19 protein-coding genes are annotated in these 18,113 nt (G+C 40.7%); 13 read left to right on the top strand and 6 right to left on the bottom strand.

Going from position 1 to position 18,113, the window contains the following annotated elements:
• The first annotated feature begins 44 nt into the window (after positions 1–44).
• Positions 45–1,334: an anti-phage deoxyguanosine triphosphatase gene (locus tag PAUR_RS07270; protein ID WP_192507119.1), complete on the top strand. Its 1,290-nt coding sequence runs from the start codon at positions 45–47 to the stop codon at positions 1,332–1,334.
• 63 nt (positions 1,335–1,397) lie between these two features.
• On the opposite strand, the gene PAUR_RS07265 is transcribed toward PAUR_RS07270, so the two are convergent.
• On the bottom strand, positions 1,398–1,832 hold the full coding sequence (locus tag PAUR_RS07265; RefSeq protein ID WP_225738307.1) for an exonuclease III: 435 nt from the start codon (positions 1,830–1,832) through the stop codon (positions 1,398–1,400).
• A gap of 261 nt (positions 1,833–2,093) precedes the next feature.
• Here PAUR_RS07265 and xthA point away from each other — a divergent pair, with 261 nt between their 5' ends.
• From xthA to rlmA, 3 genes are read left to right on the top strand one after another with little or no spacing between them, the layout of a single operon-like run.
• Complete coding sequence (gene xthA, locus PAUR_RS07260) at positions 2,094–2,903, top strand: exodeoxyribonuclease III (RefSeq protein ID WP_192508527.1); 810 nt, start codon at positions 2,094–2,096, stop codon at positions 2,901–2,903.
• Positions 2,904–2,906: 3 nt separating this feature from the next.
• Positions 2,907–3,533 (top strand): energy-coupling factor ABC transporter permease, encoded by a 627-nt coding sequence (locus tag PAUR_RS07255; RefSeq protein ID WP_192507118.1) that lies wholly within the window; start codon positions 2,907–2,909, stop codon positions 3,531–3,533.
• Complete coding sequence (rlmA, locus tag PAUR_RS07250; protein ID WP_192507117.1) at positions 3,530–4,339, top strand: 23S rRNA (guanine(745)-N(1))-methyltransferase; 810 nt, start codon at positions 3,530–3,532, stop codon at positions 4,337–4,339. The genes PAUR_RS07255 and rlmA overlap by 4 nt, the downstream gene beginning before the upstream one ends.
• 48 nt (positions 4,340–4,387) lie before the next feature.
• On the opposite strand, the gene yfbV is transcribed toward rlmA, so the two are convergent.
• Positions 4,388–4,834, bottom strand: coding sequence for a terminus macrodomain insulation protein YfbV (gene yfbV / locus PAUR_RS07245; protein WP_192508526.1), 447 nt, complete (start codon positions 4,832–4,834; stop codon positions 4,388–4,390).
• Between the two features lie 153 nt (positions 4,835–4,987).
• On the opposite strand from yfbV, the gene PAUR_RS07240 reads away from it, so the two are divergent.
• From PAUR_RS07240 to PAUR_RS07210, 7 genes are all read left to right on the top strand, one after another.
• A complete protein-coding gene (locus PAUR_RS07240) occupies positions 4,988–6,184 on the top strand; it encodes an acetate kinase (protein ID WP_192507116.1) in 1,197 nt (398 codons plus the stop codon).
• 1 nt (position 6,185) lies between these two features.
• Positions 6,186–8,348, top strand: coding sequence for a phosphate acetyltransferase (pta, locus tag PAUR_RS07235; protein ID WP_192507115.1), 2,163 nt, complete (start codon positions 6,186–6,188; stop codon positions 8,346–8,348).
• Between the two features lie 86 nt (positions 8,349–8,434).
• Complete coding sequence (locus PAUR_RS07230; RefSeq protein WP_192507114.1) at positions 8,435–8,815, top strand: ACT domain-containing protein; 381 nt, start codon at positions 8,435–8,437, stop codon at positions 8,813–8,815.
• A complete protein-coding gene (locus PAUR_RS07225) occupies positions 8,816–9,316 on the top strand; it encodes a PTS glucose transporter subunit IIA (protein ID WP_192507113.1) in 501 nt (166 codons plus the stop codon).
• A gap of 24 nt (positions 9,317–9,340) precedes the next feature.
• Positions 9,341–9,685 carry an ArsC family reductase gene (locus PAUR_RS07220; RefSeq protein WP_192507112.1) on the top strand — a complete coding sequence of 115 codons (345 nt, stop codon included), beginning with the start codon at positions 9,341–9,343 and terminating at the stop codon, positions 9,683–9,685.
• Positions 9,685–10,827, top strand: a complete 1,143-nt coding sequence (dapE, locus tag PAUR_RS07215; RefSeq protein WP_192507111.1) for a succinyl-diaminopimelate desuccinylase — start codon at positions 9,685–9,687, stop codon at positions 10,825–10,827. The genes PAUR_RS07220 and dapE overlap by 1 nt, the downstream gene beginning before the upstream one ends.
• Positions 10,827–11,507, top strand: a complete 681-nt coding sequence (locus PAUR_RS07210) for a M15 family metallopeptidase (protein WP_192507110.1) — start codon at positions 10,827–10,829, stop codon at positions 11,505–11,507. Before dapE ends, PAUR_RS07210 begins: the two co-directional genes overlap by 1 nt.
• Here PAUR_RS07210 and PAUR_RS07205 read toward each other — a convergent pair.
• The 3 genes from PAUR_RS07205 to PAUR_RS07195 all read right to left on the bottom strand — a co-directional run bounded on the left by PAUR_RS07205 (position 11,499) and on the right by PAUR_RS07195 (position 14,133).
• Complete coding sequence (locus tag PAUR_RS07205; RefSeq protein WP_192507109.1) at positions 11,499–12,350, bottom strand: DMT family transporter; 852 nt, start codon at positions 12,348–12,350, stop codon at positions 11,499–11,501. The two genes, PAUR_RS07210 and PAUR_RS07205, sit on opposite strands and share 9 nt — an antisense overlap.
• 121 nt (positions 12,351–12,471) lie before the next feature.
• Positions 12,472–13,689, bottom strand: a complete 1,218-nt coding sequence (locus PAUR_RS07200; protein WP_192507108.1) for a pyridoxal phosphate-dependent aminotransferase — start codon at positions 13,687–13,689, stop codon at positions 12,472–12,474.
• Between the two features lie 93 nt (positions 13,690–13,782).
• The gene (locus PAUR_RS07195; RefSeq protein WP_192508525.1) at positions 13,783–14,133 is read right to left on the bottom strand and encodes an Hpt domain-containing protein; all 351 of its coding nucleotides are present in this window, start codon (positions 14,131–14,133) and stop codon (positions 13,783–13,785) included.
• Positions 14,134–14,248: 115 nt separating this feature from the next.
• Between PAUR_RS07195 and PAUR_RS07190 the strand changes: the two genes are divergently transcribed.
• Together PAUR_RS07190 and PAUR_RS07185 are read left to right on the top strand one after the other, a co-directional pair.
• Positions 14,249–14,842 (top strand): tRNA-uridine aminocarboxypropyltransferase, encoded by a 594-nt coding sequence (locus PAUR_RS07190; RefSeq protein ID WP_192507107.1) that lies wholly within the window; start codon positions 14,249–14,251, stop codon positions 14,840–14,842.
• On the top strand, positions 14,842–15,624 hold the full coding sequence (locus tag PAUR_RS07185) for a CLCA_X family protein (protein ID WP_192508524.1): 783 nt from the start codon (positions 14,842–14,844) through the stop codon (positions 15,622–15,624). The genes PAUR_RS07190 and PAUR_RS07185 overlap by 1 nt, the downstream gene beginning before the upstream one ends.
• Here PAUR_RS07185 and PAUR_RS07180 read toward each other — a convergent pair.
• The gene (locus tag PAUR_RS07180; protein WP_225738306.1) at positions 15,593–18,073 is read right to left on the bottom strand and encodes an EAL domain-containing protein; all 2,481 of its coding nucleotides are present in this window, start codon (positions 18,071–18,073) and stop codon (positions 15,593–15,595) included. The two genes, PAUR_RS07185 and PAUR_RS07180, sit on opposite strands and share 32 nt — an antisense overlap.
• Positions 18,074–18,113 lie beyond the last annotated feature (40 nt).

Below are 18,113 nucleotides of genomic sequence, written 5' to 3'. Positions count from 1 at the left end.
TATGTACAACGTGCGTTACTATGCCCATTAATCATGGAGTACTTATGCAGTCTGCTTGGCAACATAGACTATCGGAACAACAGAAAAACCGGCCAAACGATAATCGTTCTGCGTGGCAAGTAGACCGTTCACGTATTATTCATGCCGCTGCATTTAGGCGACTACAAGCAAAAACTCAGATAATGAGTATCGGTGTGAACGACTTCTATAGAACTCGACTTACTCACTCATTAGAGGTTGCACAAATAGGCAGTGGTGTACTACGCCATTTACGTATTCAAAACCCTGATTTTGAACATTTCCCTTCGACCAGTTTAATCGAAACACTATGCCTAGCACATGATATTGGCCATCCGCCATTTGGCCACGGTGGCGAAACCGCGCTTAATTACTTAATGCGAGAATACGGTGGGTTTGAGGGTAACGCACAAACCTTAAGGATTGTGTCTAAACTTGAACCCTACAGTAATGGATTTGGAATGAACCTTACTCGGCGTACATTATTAGGGTTTATTAAATATCCCGCCATTATTGATACTTTGTGGTTCAACATACCAAAACACGACACTAATCGACGTTTCATTAAAGCCAAAGATTGGCTCCCAGCTAAAGGCGTATATCGATGTGATTTAGACGTTTTTAATTGGGTTCTCGATCCTTTTTCAGAGACAGACCGTAGGCTACTGCAAACCAACAGACCTTTTGACAGCCACAAACGCAAAACACAATTTAAGTCTTTAGATTGCGCGATAATGGAGCTGGCAGATGACATTGCTTACGCTGTCCATGACTTGGAAGATGCCATCGCCACGAGTACACTCAGCTTAACTGATTGGCAAAACTACGCATTACCACAACTCAAAGCAGTGCCATCTAAATGGCTCAGTAACAACTTAAATACGCTAACCGAAAGGTTATTCTCTTTTGACGAGTCATTACGAAAAGACGCCATTGGGGAGCTCGTAAACTTATTTATTATTAATAGCCATTTAGTCATACAACATAATGACTTTGAATCGCCATTACTCAAATACAGCGTTGAAATAAATGCTGAATACGCAGCAATTCTTCAAGTATTAAAAACGTTTGTTTTTGAGCGCTTAATTCGAGAGCCTAAAATGCAACAAATCGAATTTAGTGGTCAAAATTTACTGATTGACGTATTTGAAGCTTTGGCTAGTGATCCTCTACGCTTACTCCCATATACAACACAAGAATTATACATGCAGGCAACTTCAAAAGCAGAGAAAATGCGAGTACTCGCTGACTATTTAGCTGGCATGACTGATGAGTACGCTAGAAGGACGCATAAGCGGCTATTTAGCAGTGAGTAAAATAACAACGCCAGACTCATTGTCTGGCGCTTTTATCAAAACAATTCACGATAATAATCGTATTTAAATTGCCGTATTTTCAAACTTTCTAACGAACTCTCTCACTGGTACATCATTACAACGTAAGCTACGTGCCTTATGACCATATTTTGAAATACTTGATAAACCATTTTTAGCTGCTTTTATGCATAACTCTGTTGCTGATGTTGACGTTTTTGCATAAAGAGCCACTTTTTTTGCGTCTGAATGAGTGTCATTGTTCACCTTCTTTGCCACATCACGAATATCTTCACCATTGCACAATACACTCGCCGAAAAACGAGAGATATGAATACCGTGTTGTGATGCTGCAGCGCGTGCAGCACTTAGCCCTTCCTCGGCAGCAATAACACACACTTTTGACGCAACAGAAGCATCGCCCTGAGTATATTGTACTTTCTCAGCCTGAACTGACAAAGTAGTAGAAACCGCAACAACCAAAGAGATAAATTTAAACATAATATACCCAACAAAGATGAATTTGCGCGCATTATATAGCCAAACCATCCTTTGTAAATGATTCATTAAGTCTTAAAAGCTAATTTAATAGACCATTCACATCTTTGTGATTTTTTCTCTCGCCCACTGTAACATTTACATACATTTATACATAAACCGATCAAAAATTAACCTTTGGTTTTTATATCTAGATCATGTCAGTTATGAAATTAAATGATAAACTATCCTTCACCTGACCATAGCGAAATAATCGATCAATATATGAAAGTCATTTCTTTTAACATCAACGGCCTAAGGGCTCGTCTACATCAATTACAAGCCATCATCGATAAACACCAACCTGATGTCATCGGATTGCAGGAAATCAAAGTACATGACGAAGCATTCCCGATTGAAGATGTTGAAGCCATGGGTTACAACGTATACTTCCACGGACAAAAAGCACACTATGGTGTAGCTTTAATGTCGAAAAAACCAGCTAAAAGTATTCAAAAAGGATTTGCAACTGACTCAGAAGATGCACAAAAGAGAATGATCAGTGGGACATTCGAAAATGCAGCGGGTGAAGAAGTCGTAATAATGAATGGCTACTTTCCGCAAGGGGATAATATTAGTCATGAGACAAAGTTCCCGTATAAACGTCAGTTTTATGCTGATTTAATGACTCATTTGCAAGAATATTGCGACCCAAAAGAGCATTTAATTATCATGGGAGACATCAATATTTCTCCCACTGATTTAGACATTGGCATTGGTGAACCGAACAAAAAACGTTGGTTAAAAACAGGTAAGTGCTCCTTCCAACCTGAAGAGCGTCAATGGTTAAGTACCTTAATGGATTGGGGGTTAAAAGACACTTTTAGAACCCTAACACCGGACGCCAGTGATCTATATTCCTGGTTTGACTATCGTTCAAAAGGGTTTGTCGATAATAGAGGCTTAAGAATAGACGTCATTTTAGCAACTGAATCATTAATGCCGCACTGCACTATCAGTGCGATTGATTATGAGTTGAGGGGCATTGAAAAACCATCAGATCACGCCCCTATTTGGGCTGATTTCGACTGCTAATACATGCTCGAATATCTCATCGTTACGGCATTATTTCTGCTGAGCATAAATAAAGTAGAGTGTATTGCCCTGTTCAAAAACCCCGCTCGTCAAACCGGGGTTTTTGCATGTGCGGTGATATTTGCCGCATTATGGCAAATCAAAGCAGGTATTTTGCCTTATCTTGACATTCACATTTTGGGCGTTACTGCCGTCACCCTCGTTATGGGCTGGAGATTAGCCTGCTTGAGTGCATTAGTGGGGGCTTGTTTATTACTGTACTTTACATCTTTATCAGTCAATGATTTTGCGCACTTCCTGCTTTTCACAGCATTACTCCCAATTTATTTAAGCTATGCACTATTTGTATTGTGTTACAATTTCTTGCCTAGACATTTTTTTGTCTACATTTTTGTATGTGCGTTCATATGCGCAGGATTGATAGCTGCAACTAAGATTTTAGTGACTAGCAGCTATTTTTGGTCCCAAGATATATACCCTTGGCAAACACTGTATGACAATTATTTGTTCTTTTCAGTGCTAATGTGGTTTCCCGAAGCCATGCTAAATGGTATGACCATTACTTTATTAATTACTTATCGCCCTGAATGGGTGAAAACCTTTTATGATCAGGAATATTTAGATAAATGACTTTGATGTATCACTGCCCACTGTGCAGTAAACCGCTTAAAACAAACGACCAAAGTTTACAATGTGACAGCCATCACCAATTCGACTTTGCTAAAGAAGGTTATGTCAATTTATTACCTGTGCAAAATAAAAAATCCAAGCAACCCGGTGATAACTTAGAAATGGTGCAAGCAAGACGTGCATTTTTCGCGACCGATCATTATGATTTTTTACGTCAAGAAATTGCGCAAAGGGTCATTGCAGCAAACCCAAATACCGTGATCGACTTGGGTTGTGGTGAAGGGTTTTATACCCAAGCTTTTACTCAGCACCTATCTGCAACAGCACAGGTTTATGGTGTTGATATTTCTAAGTCAGCTATAAAATACGCGGCCAAACGCTACAAGAATGTTAATTTCAGTGTTGCATCGATTAAACAAGCACCATTTAAGGCCCAGTCTGCAGATGTTTTGGTCAGTATCTTTGCCCCGGTCTTTTCGGATGAATTACACCGATTGTGTGATAGTAACGGCAAGGTTATTATCGTTAGCCCAGGTCCAAAGCATTTATTTGAATTAAAAAATTGTATTTATGAAGAAGTCAATTTGCACGAAGCCATTGAATGCCCAGCAGGCTTTGAGTATCGCTCACAAACTCTATTAGAAGTTCAGCAAGATATTCCGACAGAAACGATAGCGCATTTAATTATGATGACACCTTTTGCATGGAAGTTTAAACCATCTCATTACGAAGCACTTCATAAAAAGTCATCTCACAGGGTTACCTTATCATTCTATATTAGTGAATTTTCTCCGGCTGTTGTTTAACTAAATAGTGTGCGAGTCAATATTTTCTCGCACACCGTATTAATTTTACTAAAACTGTTCTTTCGTAAATGCTTTGTCCATTTTATTAAACATATCTGTCAATAGTTTTGCTAATTCTCTATATTTCGGCTTACTGGAAGCAAGCGGAGTGTCATACCCGTTTGCCACCATTTTATGATAAAGCTCGTTATACCAAGAAGCCAGTGAGGGATTTAATGATGTTTCAGCTCGTTTACCAAGCCACAACAACCCTTGGACAGGTAAAGATAAGAAAAACAATGCAATCGTAATTGCTTGTGGTAGATATTCCATACCTAACTGGCTGGTTTGAAAAAACACCGTAAAAATAGCCAGCATCGGCATCACTGTTAACCCTAGTTCAGTGGCTTTTATTACTCTAAACTCAGCAAACATTGGCGCGAGTTCTTTTCGCATAGGCCATTCTTTGGCATATTGGCGTCCAAGCTGCACTTGTGAAATAAGACTTTTTTGCATCATAACTCCTAGGTGCTAACTTTTAAGTAAATAATCAGGTAAAATTATAGTCTTAATAAGTCAATTATACCTTTGTCTAACGTGTAGCTGTAGTGCAACCTCACTATTAGCTTAATACGCGTTTACTGTTCTTGTCAAAAACGGAAAGTCATTATGTCATCTTCGCATGTCCTGGTTCTAAACTGTGGTAGTTCTAGCCTTAAGTTTGCCATTATCGATATCAACTCTGGCGCTGAGGCGTTATCCGGTTTAGCCGAACGCCTTGCTGAACAAGCTCCACTGATTAAGTATAAACACAATGGCAGCAAACAATGCATTGACTTAAACGCAGGTGATGCACACCAAGTTGCTATCAAGCAACTTGTCAAGCTAGTCAAGCAACTCGATTTAGCGCAGAACCTTATCGCTGTTGGTCACCGAGTTGTACACGGTGGCGAACACTTTACGAAATCAGTACTCATCAATGATAACGTGATTGATGCGATCAAACAAACAAGTGTACTCGCCCCCCTACATAACCCAGCAAACTTGCTCGGTATTACCGCAGCACAACATGCTTTTGAAAACCTACCGCAAATCGCGGTATTCGATACCGCTTTCCATCAAACCATGGACAAACACGCATTCTTGTATGCGATACCTTATGCTTTATACACCGAACATGGTATTCGCCGTTATGGGTTTCATGGAACCAGTCATTACTATGTATCGACCCAGGCACATAAAATATTAGGTCTATCTCATGATCAATCTCGCGTTATTAGCGCGCACTTAGGGAATGGTTGTTCAGTAGCAGCCATTAAAAATGGGAAATCTGTAGACACCAGTATGGGCCTTACACCTTTAGAGGGTTTAGTCATGGGTACACGTAGCGGTGACATTGACCCAGGGTTATTTTCATTTTTAGTTAATCAGCTAAATTACACGGCCAGCGCCGTCGATGAACTACTGAACAAGAAAAGCGGCTTATTAGGCATCAGTGAGTTATCAAATGATTGTCGTGCAATTGAAGAAGCCGCAGCGCAGGGACACCCACAAGCAACCCTAGCTCTGGACATTTTTTGTTATCGACTTGCAAAACAAATTGCCGCATTCGTCGTCCCTTTAGGTGGACTTGACGCACTCATTTTTACTGGCGGTATCGGTGAAAATTCAGATGTGATCCGAAGTAAAGTCGTTAATATGCTCGCATTCTTAGGGTTAAATATTGATACAGACAAAAATCTTGCTGCCCGTTTTGGTAATCAAGGCGTTATCACCTCTCAAATTCAACCATGCGCCATTGTGATCCCCACTAATGAAGAGTGGGTTATTGCAACCGATGCTGCAACAATCGCTCAGGAGCAATAATATGGGTCGTCGTATTATGCTCATCCCTATCTCAACTGGTGTTGGTCTAACGTCTATCTCTGTTGGTCTAGTACGTGCACTTGAGCAAAAAACTGTTAAAGTCAATTTTTTTAAACCAATTGCACAGCCACGTAAAGACGATGAAGGCCCAGAGAAATCAACGGTCATAGTTCAACAAGGATCAACCATACAACCACCAACTCCATTCGCGCTAAGCTATGCTGAACAAATGATAGGTGATGGTAAAGGGGATGATTTACTTGAAGAAATAGTTGAGCGCTTTGAAAGTGCCATTTCTGATGATGAAGTTGCAATTATCGAAGGCATGGTGCCAACTCGCCTACAGCCCTATGCGGGCCGGGTAAACCGTGAGATTGCACAAACGCTGGGGGCTGACATCGTATTTGTGCTCACACCTGGCAATGACAATAACAGCCAACTAGAAGATAGGCTCGAGATTGCGGCGGGTAATTATGGAGGTGTCGACCACAGTCGTGTTTTGGGCTGTATTTTTAATAAAGTAAATGCGCCCCTAGATGAAGAAGGCCGTGCACGTGCCGACCTTGTCGATCAACATAAGCCAGAAGAGTTAGAAAACGAAATAAATAGACTGGCCTCTCTGCCCATCTTTAGAAAACATCCATTTAAGCTGCTCGCAGCCATTCCGTGGGATTTTGATTTGGTTGCACCACGCGTTATTGATTTAAGCAACTATTTAAATGCTGAAATAATGAATGCAGGAGATATGGCGCACAGACGCCTTCGCCGTGTGACATTTTGTGCCCGAACAGTATCAAACATTCTCAATCACTTTACCCCTGGCGCGCTGTTAGTAACGCCAGGTGATCGCTCTGACATTCTGGTTGCAGCTTGTCTATCTGCAATGAATGGTACCAAGTTAGGTGCAATTTTACTGACTGGTGGATTCAAACCTGAACCTCGCATTATGAGTTTATGTGAACAAGCAATGGAAACAGGATTGCCGATTCTTGCAACAGATGCTGATACATGGCGCACTTCATTACTACTGCATAACTTTAATATGGAAGTACCAAGTGATGATGAGCAGCGTATTGATAAGGTTAAACAACATAATGCTAACCACATAGATTCAGAGTGGCTAGATAGCCTAGCGCAAGGGGTAGCGAAAACACGAAAACTATCCCCTCCTGCTTTTCGTTATTTATTAACAGATCTTGCTCGTAAAGCAGATAAAACCATTGTCCTACCTGAAGGTAACGAACCAAGGACTATTAAGGCAGCCGCAATTTGTGGTGAACGTGGTATAGCGAAAACTGTTTTATTGGGGGATAGAGAAGAAATTGAGCGTATTGCCCTGCAACAAGGCGTTGAACTAAACGAAAATGTTACAATCTGTGAACCTCATAATGAGATAAGTAATTACATTGTGCCTATGGTGGAGTTACGTAAAAATAAAGGGCTAACAGAGGTTGTTGCTGAGGAGCAGCTACAAGATAATGTAGTACTCGGTACCATGATGCTTGCACAGTCTCAAGTTGATGGGCTTGTCTCAGGCGCCGTTAATACAACAGCAAACACCATACGTCCGTCATTACAGCTCATTAAAACAGCACCTGGCTCATCTTTAGTGAGTTCTGTCTTTTTCATGTTGTTGCCAGATCAAGTACTCGTCTATGGTGATTGCGCTATTAACCCAGATCCAACCGCTGAGCAATTAGCAGATATCGCGATTCAGTCTGCAGATTCTGCCGCTGCATTTGGCATTGAACCACGTGTTGCTATGATAAGTTATAGCACGGGTACTTCTGGGCATGGTGCTGACGTTGATAAAGTGCGCGAAGCCACCGAACTCGCTCAGCAAAAACGTCCAGATTTAGATATTGATGGACCGCTACAATATGACGCAGCAATTATGGAGAATGTTGCGAAGAAAAAAGCCCCGAATAGCAAGGTTGCGGGAAAAGCCACTGTATTTGTATTCCCTGATTTAAATACCGGTAACACTACCTATAAAGCGGTACAAAGAAGTGCTGATTTAATCAGTATTGGCCCTATGCTACAAGGGATGCGCAAACCGGTTAATGATTTAAGTCGTGGTGCGTTAGTGGATGATATTGTTTATACAATTGCACTCACAGCCATTCAAGCACAGCAAATCATAGACGCTAGCTCACAAAGCTGAGTTGCTTTAGCCAAGTGTTAAAAAGGTTTTAATTTTTATCGCTTGGCTATACTATTAACTTAATTAGTTTTTATAGAGCTTACGGGATGTCAAAGCAAACCTTACAGTTGCTCAACCAAGACTTTACCATTCATAGCTTAGACTGTGATGATACAATCCCCACAACGGTTTTAAATGCAAGTATTTTTTTTATTGCCAAAACCGATGAGGAGTTATCAATTGTCTGTCCTAGTGATATAAAACTGCATAGTTTTTCGGCAGAAAAGCACTGGCGAGCATTAGAAGTTGTTGGCCCTTTAGGCTTTTCTCTCACGGGGATCATGGCTGATATTTCCGGGGTACTTGCTAATGCAAATATTTCTATTTTTGCGATGTCCACCTATGATACTGATTTCATTTTAGTTAAAGAGCAGCAAATTGATATTGCTATTCATGCCTTAAAAAAAGACGGTTATATGGTGCTTTAAATGCAATTTTCCCCTGTCATCGCTTACACTCCTATCAACGCAATACCAAACCCGTTCATGCACCTTGCAAGCCCATTCAGTGGCAAGGTTTTACCTCTGAGCTCACACCCAGAACCTTTATTTTCTCAAGGGATGCTTGGTAGAGGTGTTTGCGTGCAATTGAGTAGCTGTAAAGTAGTGTCACCTGTACACGGAACCATTGAACAAATTAATCGTCATGGAACAGAATATATTATTACTGCACAAAATGGCCTAAAAGTACTCGTCAACATACTGATCCCCGCTGAATATTCGAGTGCCCAATATCAAACGGCTAATGCATTTGGTAAAACCGATATACAACAAGGAGAAATTTTGGCCTATTTTGATATTCCCAGCTCGGTGGCCCCTACAATGGGCTCTTTGGTGCTCATCAATGCAGAAAAACTCGGACCATGCTATCATCCATTGAAACAAGTGAGTGCGGGACAAGATCCTCTCATCACACTCACTAAAACTTGAACAAATTTCAAATGAGGCCAATTTATGACCATCATGTACGGTATCCCTAACTGCGACACAATAAAAAAAGCTAAAAAATACCTTAATGATAACAATGTTGAATTCACCTTTCACGATTACCGTAAAGATGGCGTATCACCCGAGTTAATTGATCAATTCTTCGCTCAGCTCGGATGGGAAAATGTGCTAAATAAGCGCGGTACAACTTATCGATCATTGACTGATGAGCAAAAACAAGCATTAAATGAATCCTCTGCTAAGCAGCATTTACTCGACTCACCTGCAATGATAAAGCGCCCTATTATCGTACATAATGAAGCAATTCATTTAGGTTTCAAAGCACCGCAATATAATGAGATTTTTAGTTAATGAGTGATACACGCCTGAGTTCCGTGGTACAGCTCGCGCAAACGCTAATACAGCGTGAGTCGATTACCCCCGAAGATGCCAACTGCCAATCATTAATGAACAAACGTCTGAGCAATATTGGCTTTAACATTGAAGAACACTTCTTTGTAGACACATTGAATACTTGGGCAAGAAAAGGCCAAACATCCCCCCATTTTTGCTTCGCAGGACATACCGACGTAGTCCCTGTAGGTGACGAAAAAGCATGGCACTACCCCCCGTTTTCCGGTGTAGTGAAAGATGAGATGCTCCACGGTCGTGGTGCCGCAGACATGAAAGGCTCCCTTGCTGCCATGATAATCGCGACAGAGCAATTTATAAAAAAATACCCAGATCACAAAGGCTCTATTTCATTTTTAGTTACCTCTGATGAAGAAGGTCCGTTTATTAACGGTACAACCAAAGTTGTGGACTTACTTGAGGCCAGAGGTGAAAAAATTGATATGTGCCTAGTGGGAGAGCCTTCTTCTCGTAATGAACTCGGTGATGTCGTCAAAAATGGCCGACGGGGATCCTTAACTGCTCACCTAACAATTAAAGGAAAACAAGGCCATGTTGCATACCCTCATTTAGCAATAAACCCGATCCATAAAGTCGCTCCTTTTATTAGTCGGTTAACTGAGGAAGTGTGGGATGCTGGAAATGATTATTTCCCTGCCACCAGCTTGCAAATATCCAATATCAAAGGGGGAACCGGAGCTGGTAATGTTATCCCCGCTGATGCATATGTTCAATTTAACTTTCGTTTTAGCACGGAGGTCTCTGCAGACGAACTCAAAGCTCGAGTTCATCATTTATTAAGTCAATACGAGCTAGACTATGACATTGAATGGATACTAAATGGATTACCATTCTTAACCGAACCAGGGCCTTTATTAGACGTGACCTTAGCTGCAATCAAAGACGTAACGGGTGTTGAGAGTACTCCCGAAACGTCAGGTGGCACATCTGATGGTCGATTTATTGCCCAAACAGGCTGTAAAGTCATAGAGCTAGGGCCTATTAACGCAACAATCCATCAAGTAAATGAATGTGTAAGTACAACCGATCTTGATAATTTAGCCCTGATTTATGAACGAATTTTAGAAAAGCTGCTGACCTAATGATGGATGAACACTTAGCGAGTATCGCCTGTGGACTCACACAAACTCACTTGTGTGAGTATCAAGGGCAATTATTGCACCGAGATATTATTGATGATTTAGTATGCTTGACCCAGCATGCAAAAGACGCTGGGTTTACACTTTCAATTGCATCGGGCTATCGAAATTTTGAGCGACAGATGCTTATTTGGAATAGTAAGTTTCTAGGTAAACGCGCAGTTTTAAATAAACAAAATGCCCCAGTGAACCTAACTGGGTTTGACGATTTAGAAAAGTGCCATGCGATCATGCTGTTTTCTGCATTACCAGGGGGGAGTCGGCACCACTTTGGTACAGACCTAGACATATATGCGATAAACAGCCTTCCAGACAACCAAAAATTACAACTTGAACCTTGGGAGTATGCAAAAGGAGGTCCTTTTTATGACTTCAACTGTTGGCTAGACAGTAATTTAGCGAAATTTGGGTTTTACCGGCCATATGCACGCTTTAACGGTGGTGTTGCTGCTGAACCTTGGCATATTAGCCATATAAAAACCTCCTCATACATTTCTCAGGCGCAAAATGTAGATAATCTTCAAAGTGCGATACAGCTATTTGACGTTGCAGGAAAACAAACTATTCTAGCAAACATTTCACAATTACATTCCCAATATATAAACAATACGTGCTCACCCTAGACGACTTTTTTGTTTCAAGTAAAAGCCAATAGATAATAAAATTAATACCGCACATATACTTTGGATGACATTGACTGACTCGCCTAAAAATAGCACACCAGAGATTAACGTGATCACAGGTACACTTAACTGCATAGTAGCCGCTTTATCTACCTGCAACCAAAACAGGCTTTGATACCATAAAACATAGCCAACACCTGATGTTAGCGCACCACAGATTATAGCGATAACAACACCGTGCCATGAAAATTGAATCGCAGAGATAAACGGAAATATAGCAGGCACAAACACCATGGCTCTAAGAAAGCATCCAGCAGTACTTTGAATAGGGCTCTGCCCTTCTAATTTTAATTTGGTACCATGCAGACTATATGCCCCCCAACCAATGCCACTTAACCCCATCGCCAACACTGCATACCAATTAGGATGTGACACGGAAGGGTTGAGTAAATATGCTAAACTCAATAATGCGACGCTTAATGCCCCCCACTGTAGTAGTGATAATTTTTGCCCCTGAATAATGCCCCCTATTACCATAGTGAATGTTACCACCACAAATAATATCAAGGCACCAAAGCCCGCATCTAGCGCTGTATAAGCAAAACTAAAACCAATTAAATAGACTAGCAACGCAATTGCCCCATACCAACTTCCGCACTGTGATAATGCTCTATTTTTTTGCTTGGAAAGCAACAAAAATAATACCAGCACAAAAGCACCACTACATAAACGAATCACCGTAAACGTCACTTCATCTAACAAGTCTTCATTAAAAACATAGCGGGCAATTAAAGAGTTAAGTGCAAAACATACGAGGGCCAGTACCAAAATAAAATACTTCATAAAAACAAACTTTTTGCTCAATCCTATTGGTTGTAGTCCATATTATCAGTAAACAAACACTTACCGACGTTTTAGCATAATAAAAAAGCGGGACTTAGCCCGCTTTCATTCCCAACGTAATTTACACTTGCTGGTATCCATCAAAGAAATGCTTAATTCTCTGCATTGCTGGTTCTAATTCATCTTTATGAGGTAAAAAAACCAGTCTAAAGTGATCTGGCTGTGGCCAATTAAATGCACGCCCAGGGACCAACATAATTTTCTCTTGGCTTAATAAGTCAAGCATCATCTGCTCGTCATTCACAACATTAAATTTAGCCATGTCTATCTTTGGAAAAGCGTATAATGCTCCTTTAGGCTTAACACAGGTGATCCCATCAATGGCATTAAGGCCTTCAGTTACGATATTACGTTGCTCGTAAAGCCTTCCACCTGGTAGAATCAAATTATCAATTGACTGAATGCCACCCAATGCTTGTTGAATAGCAAATTGCGCGGGCACATTTGCGCATAAACGCATAGAAGCCAACATATTAAACCCGGTGATCAAATCAGTCATAGCACTTATTCTACCGCTTAAAACCATCCACCCCATCCGCAAACCGGCGGCTCGGTACGATTTTGCTAAGCCGTTAAATGTGATAACAGGTAAATCATCACACATAGCTCCAATAGATGTATGCTCTAAACCATCGTAAACAATTTTTTCATAAATTTCATCACTCAATAACAGCAACTTATGCTCACGTGCAATATCAATAAGACCTTGTAACAGTGTTCTATCATACACTGCACCAGTGGGGTTATTTGGGTTTATCAATACCAACGCTTTTGTTTTCGTTGTAATTTTGGCTCGAATATCTGCCAAATCAGGAAACCAGTCTTGTTCTTCATCACACAAATAATGGACTGGCGTTCCGCCTGCCAGCTTTACTGACGCTGTCCATAAGGGGTAATCTGGAGCCGGTATTAAAACTTCATCACCGCTATCAAGCAATGCCTGAGTGGTCATTTGAATTAACTCACTCACCCCATTACCAATATATATATTGTCTACATCAATATTCGGTAAGTTTTTTTGCTGGTAATGCTGATAAATTGCTACCCGAGCTGAATATAACCCTTTTGAATCACAATAACCTTGCGCTAAATGTAGGTTTCGGATGATATCTCGATGCATGTCTTCTGGCATATCAAAACCAAATACGGCTGGGTTACCAATATTCAATTTTAAGACCTTTTGACCTTCGTCTTCCATTTTTTTCGCTTGATCAAGCACAGGACCACGAATGTCGTAGTACACCCCATTTAATTTATTACTTTTTGTTAGTTTAGACATTTTCATCTCCCTCTCGACCCTAGAATAGCTTACAAAGCATCCTAAAAACTAGAGGGGGAAAACGATTTTTAAGAGGTTTTTCTTAAGATATAATTAAAGAGACGCTTTAGATGACAACCACTGTAACAGCTGAGCTTTTGACCCTGCCACTTGACCGGATAAGCATGCAACGTTCTCTTGAACTGACTCATTATCTTCATTTATCAAGCCTTGCTCTATCGCACGCGCAGCATTACTCAAGCTCATTGCTCCAAACTGTGCCGCGTTTGACTTTAAGCTATGTGCGTGACGGATTGCATCTTGATTATTTGCATTCAGCGCCATTCTTAATTCATTTTCGAGTCTTTCAAATTCATCACAACAAAAAATAAGCGTATCTTCAAATTGATCGCCTAAAAGTGATTGCATACCTTCTAAAGCATCTTCATTAATGGTTACATTCATAACAATCCCTTCGCTTTGTTTCATACTTGTAATGCTAGTCAATTCAGACACTATTAGCAAAACAATTCACGATATATGGTACTATTTGTCTAGGTTTTAAATCCACGAGTAACCCATGAAACGCTCACAATGCTCAAACTGTACATACCCGACTACCACTTGTGTTTGCAAATACCTTCAAGACCCAATTAAAAATAGAACCAGAATCATTATTTTGCAACATCCCGATGAAGCCGACCTTGCTAAAAACACGGTTCGCTTATTAAATTTACAATTGGACAATATTGAGATTTTTGTGGGGGAGTCCAATCAAGACTTTGCACAATTACAAACGCAGTTAAATTTGTCATCGTGTGCATTATTATACCCAGGAAAAGAATCCATAGCCGTTGAGGATATTCCCCAATCAGGTATTGAAATTGATACCCTATTAGTTATTGATGGAACATGGAAGAAAACCAATAAAATACTCGCGCTTAACTCATGGCTGCATGCACTCAAGTTTGTCAGTTTCAAGCAGTTACCAAAAAATCAATATTCAATAAGAAAAGCAGAACAATCATACAGCTTATCAACATTGGAAGCAGTTGGCCTTTTTCTTACTTGCCATGAACATGTTAACTCCCAACCATTGCTTAATTTGTTACAGGGTATGATTGAACAGCAAACAAAATATATGCCCCCACACGTAAAAGCACGCTATTCATGATGAGAGTTTCCCGAGTTATGCAAAAGTTTAATCGTCAAGGTCCTGACTATCGCTTTGATGATCAAGTTGATTTTGACGAAGTGCGTGATACTTTTGGGTTGTGCACAATCTCTATTGGCCAATGGGTAACCAAACCTGAACGATTAGCAAGTGCAAATTTAGTCTATGATGCATTTGCAGATTTGGCACAAATCCTTAACATTCCTCCTTATGTTATTGGGTTGCGGGGAACACTCAACTTTTCATTTGGTACAGGTGGTCAACTCGGTGTTCAAGCTCACTATGATAGCGGCTCACGTACATTAGCGTTGGCAAAAAATGCAGGGGCTGGCGCGATCGCACATGAATGGTGGCACGCATTTGACCACTATATCTGCAAGCGCCTCTTTAATAACAGCTCTGCACATGGATTTGCATCAAGCTACTGGTTACATAGCGCAAACATGACGCCTCACCCTTTGAACAATCTATTAAATGACTTTTATAAAGCATGTATGCTAGATCAAAGTGGTGTAAACCCCAGTATATTTTTCGTCCGAGCAGTCGAATTAGATAAGCAATACCAACAACTTTATTTCAGCAAACCACAAGAGCTTACAGCAAGAGCGTTTGAGGCATGTATCGCTTTTAACTCAAAAATACACAACGAATTTTTAGTCAGCGGTGTCAAAAACAGTGAGCTTGCAAGTCTTGGTGGCTTTCCGTGCCCTACTCTTCGAGCTAAATTGTCGCACTCTATATTCCGCTACTTTAACGCGCTAGGTGCTGCTTTACATCAGTAACTCGATTCGCTTTAGTTAGCCAGACCAAGTAATCACTCATCGCTAACGGCTTTGAAATAAAATACCCTTGACCAAAGTCACACCCATAACCCTGCAGCCGAGTATAGCTAGCTAAGCTTTCTATGCCTTCTGCTACCACTTTTGACCCCAAACTATGTGCCATATCACACGTTGCTTTACATATGGTTTGATTACTTCGAGAAGTTTCAATATTCATAACAAACTGCTTATCTATTTTCAATTCATCAAATCCTAATTGACTTAGATAAGCCAAAGATGAATACCCGGTACCAAAGTCATCTATCGCCACCTTGATCCCTATCCTGCGGTAATCATCAACCACCTCTTTTAAGTTTGCTTCTTTGCCTATTGTGACTGATTCCGTGATCTCTAATATAATTTGCCGTGGATTAAGATTTAACTCATTAATCAACGTGATCAATTGCACCGTGAGTTCTCTTTTTGATAAATCCTTCCCTGATATATTCAGCGATAAAACATGGCTAGGGAATTGCTCTACTATTTGCTTTTGGTATCGTAAGCCTTGTTCAATAACCCATTCAGTTACTGAATATATCATCCCTGACGATTCCGCTATCGGAATAAACTCATCTGGAGGTACTTGACCTAAATCTGGATGGCTCCACCTGAGTAACCCTTCACATCCGTGTACCTTACCAGTCGTTAAATTAATTTGAGGCTGCATATATAACGCAAACTCCCCCTTATCCAGCGCCGTTTTCAAAGCCGATGTAACCTTCAGCCTTCGCTCAGAAACAACCGAGTTTGCGACATCAAACAACTGCCAACGCTCACTACTTGCACATTTTGTTGCCAATGCTAGCCTAGCGCGTTGTACTAATTTCTCAGCGCTTTTTGCATGCACCGGAGAATGTGCTACGCCAATTTCTATTTTATCAACGAGCTGGTGCCCTTTCAGCTCAATACCTTCTTCAAATACTGACGATAACAAACACACATATTGTTCAACTTGAGACAACGACAGTTTTCCGACTAGAATCACTGCAAAAACCGACTCATCGAGTCGATAAATGTCCGTATGTTTATCGTTGCGCTTGGTACTGATCGTTGAGTTACCATATGTGTCTAGCTGCAAATTTAATTGCTCAAAGAGGTTTTTTAAATGCCTATCGGCATAGTCCATGCCATAATTTAGGCGAATACTATTAAGCACCAACGGCTTAAACAAAAGCAATGTGTGGTGTTTGTGGCCTGCTGCAAGCTTGCTCAACTCGCGACTTAATGCAAGCCTGTTGGGTAACCCCGTATCTTTGTCATGAATCGTATAAAATACAAATGCGTCTCTTTGTCTTTTATCACGCAAGTAGATAAGGAACCCCAGTAGAGTGACATGGAAGATAACAGCTAATTTACTGGCGCTCACTAGTGCGCTATTAATAAATATCCCCATTTGCATACTGACCCAGGTAAACGCTAAAATAAACATCGGGAGCCATGCAAGTATGACGACCCATATTTCTCGCGCATGCTCCTTTTTTAGATAACTACACATACCGACCCCAAGCCCCAATGTCGTTAAAACACTCAACGCTTGAACCTGCACTGCAATCGAAGACCCCATTCCAATCGATAACACAGCCATAAATACCAACAAGCCAGTCAGTATTAAAGTCGGCAATTTTAATTGTTTTACATGCTTATCTATTTTAAAAAAGCTATAGTGGAACAACAAACACGCAGCTAAACCTAACACCACAAGCGCACTACAATGATGCGTGACCCACCTTGCGATGCTTTGTGGTAAGTAGTAATAAATACTGCCATTGTTTGCACTGCATTGCAGCGCCAGTAACAATAAATAGCCACCTAAATATGATAAGTACTTTCTAGCGCTAAATATTGCAATCAGTACGATAAACAACGCAACAAAGTAGAGCAAACCTAGCTCTAGACCATACCAAAATAACCGTGCTTGTGCTTGCTCAGAAAAGTCTCTCACGGAGAGTCTTTGATGCTCTATCTTAGTGTTGAAGGGCGCTCTAATTCGAATATAAATCTGTTGCGGTGTGTTAGAAGTCGTATACTTAATATGAGGGTAAATACTTTGTAAACGGGGGAGTACCGCGTTATCTATAGGTAGGTTGACTGCTTGAACAACTCGAGCTCCCTCAACAACATACAGGTCAAGCAGGGTTTCAACAGGTTTATAAATAGTGAGGATTTCTTCTCTAATGACATTGCTGTCCTCGGCTGGAATATCCACTTTCAGCCACGTCGAGATTGCTTTTTCTGCAATCGCTTGATTGATATTTACAGCAGAAAACAGTCCTTCCCCATAAATGATCTCATTAATTGTGACTTCATTGCTGGTATCATTAAACACCTGAGCAGCCTGTAAATAGTTGCTAAACAAGTGTGTTATCAATATCAGAGCTATTGCATGTAATGCCTTTTTACATACCCACATACCATCTCCTTGATGCCGAGGCATGCAACAGCCTCGTTCA

This window comes from Pseudoalteromonas aurantia 208 (assembly GCF_014858725.1).
Classification (GTDB): Bacteria; Pseudomonadota; Gammaproteobacteria; order Enterobacterales; family Alteromonadaceae; genus Pseudoalteromonas; species Pseudoalteromonas aurantia.
Note: the sequence above shows the minus strand (reverse complement) of the source record. Positions and strands in the feature narration are given on the sequence as shown.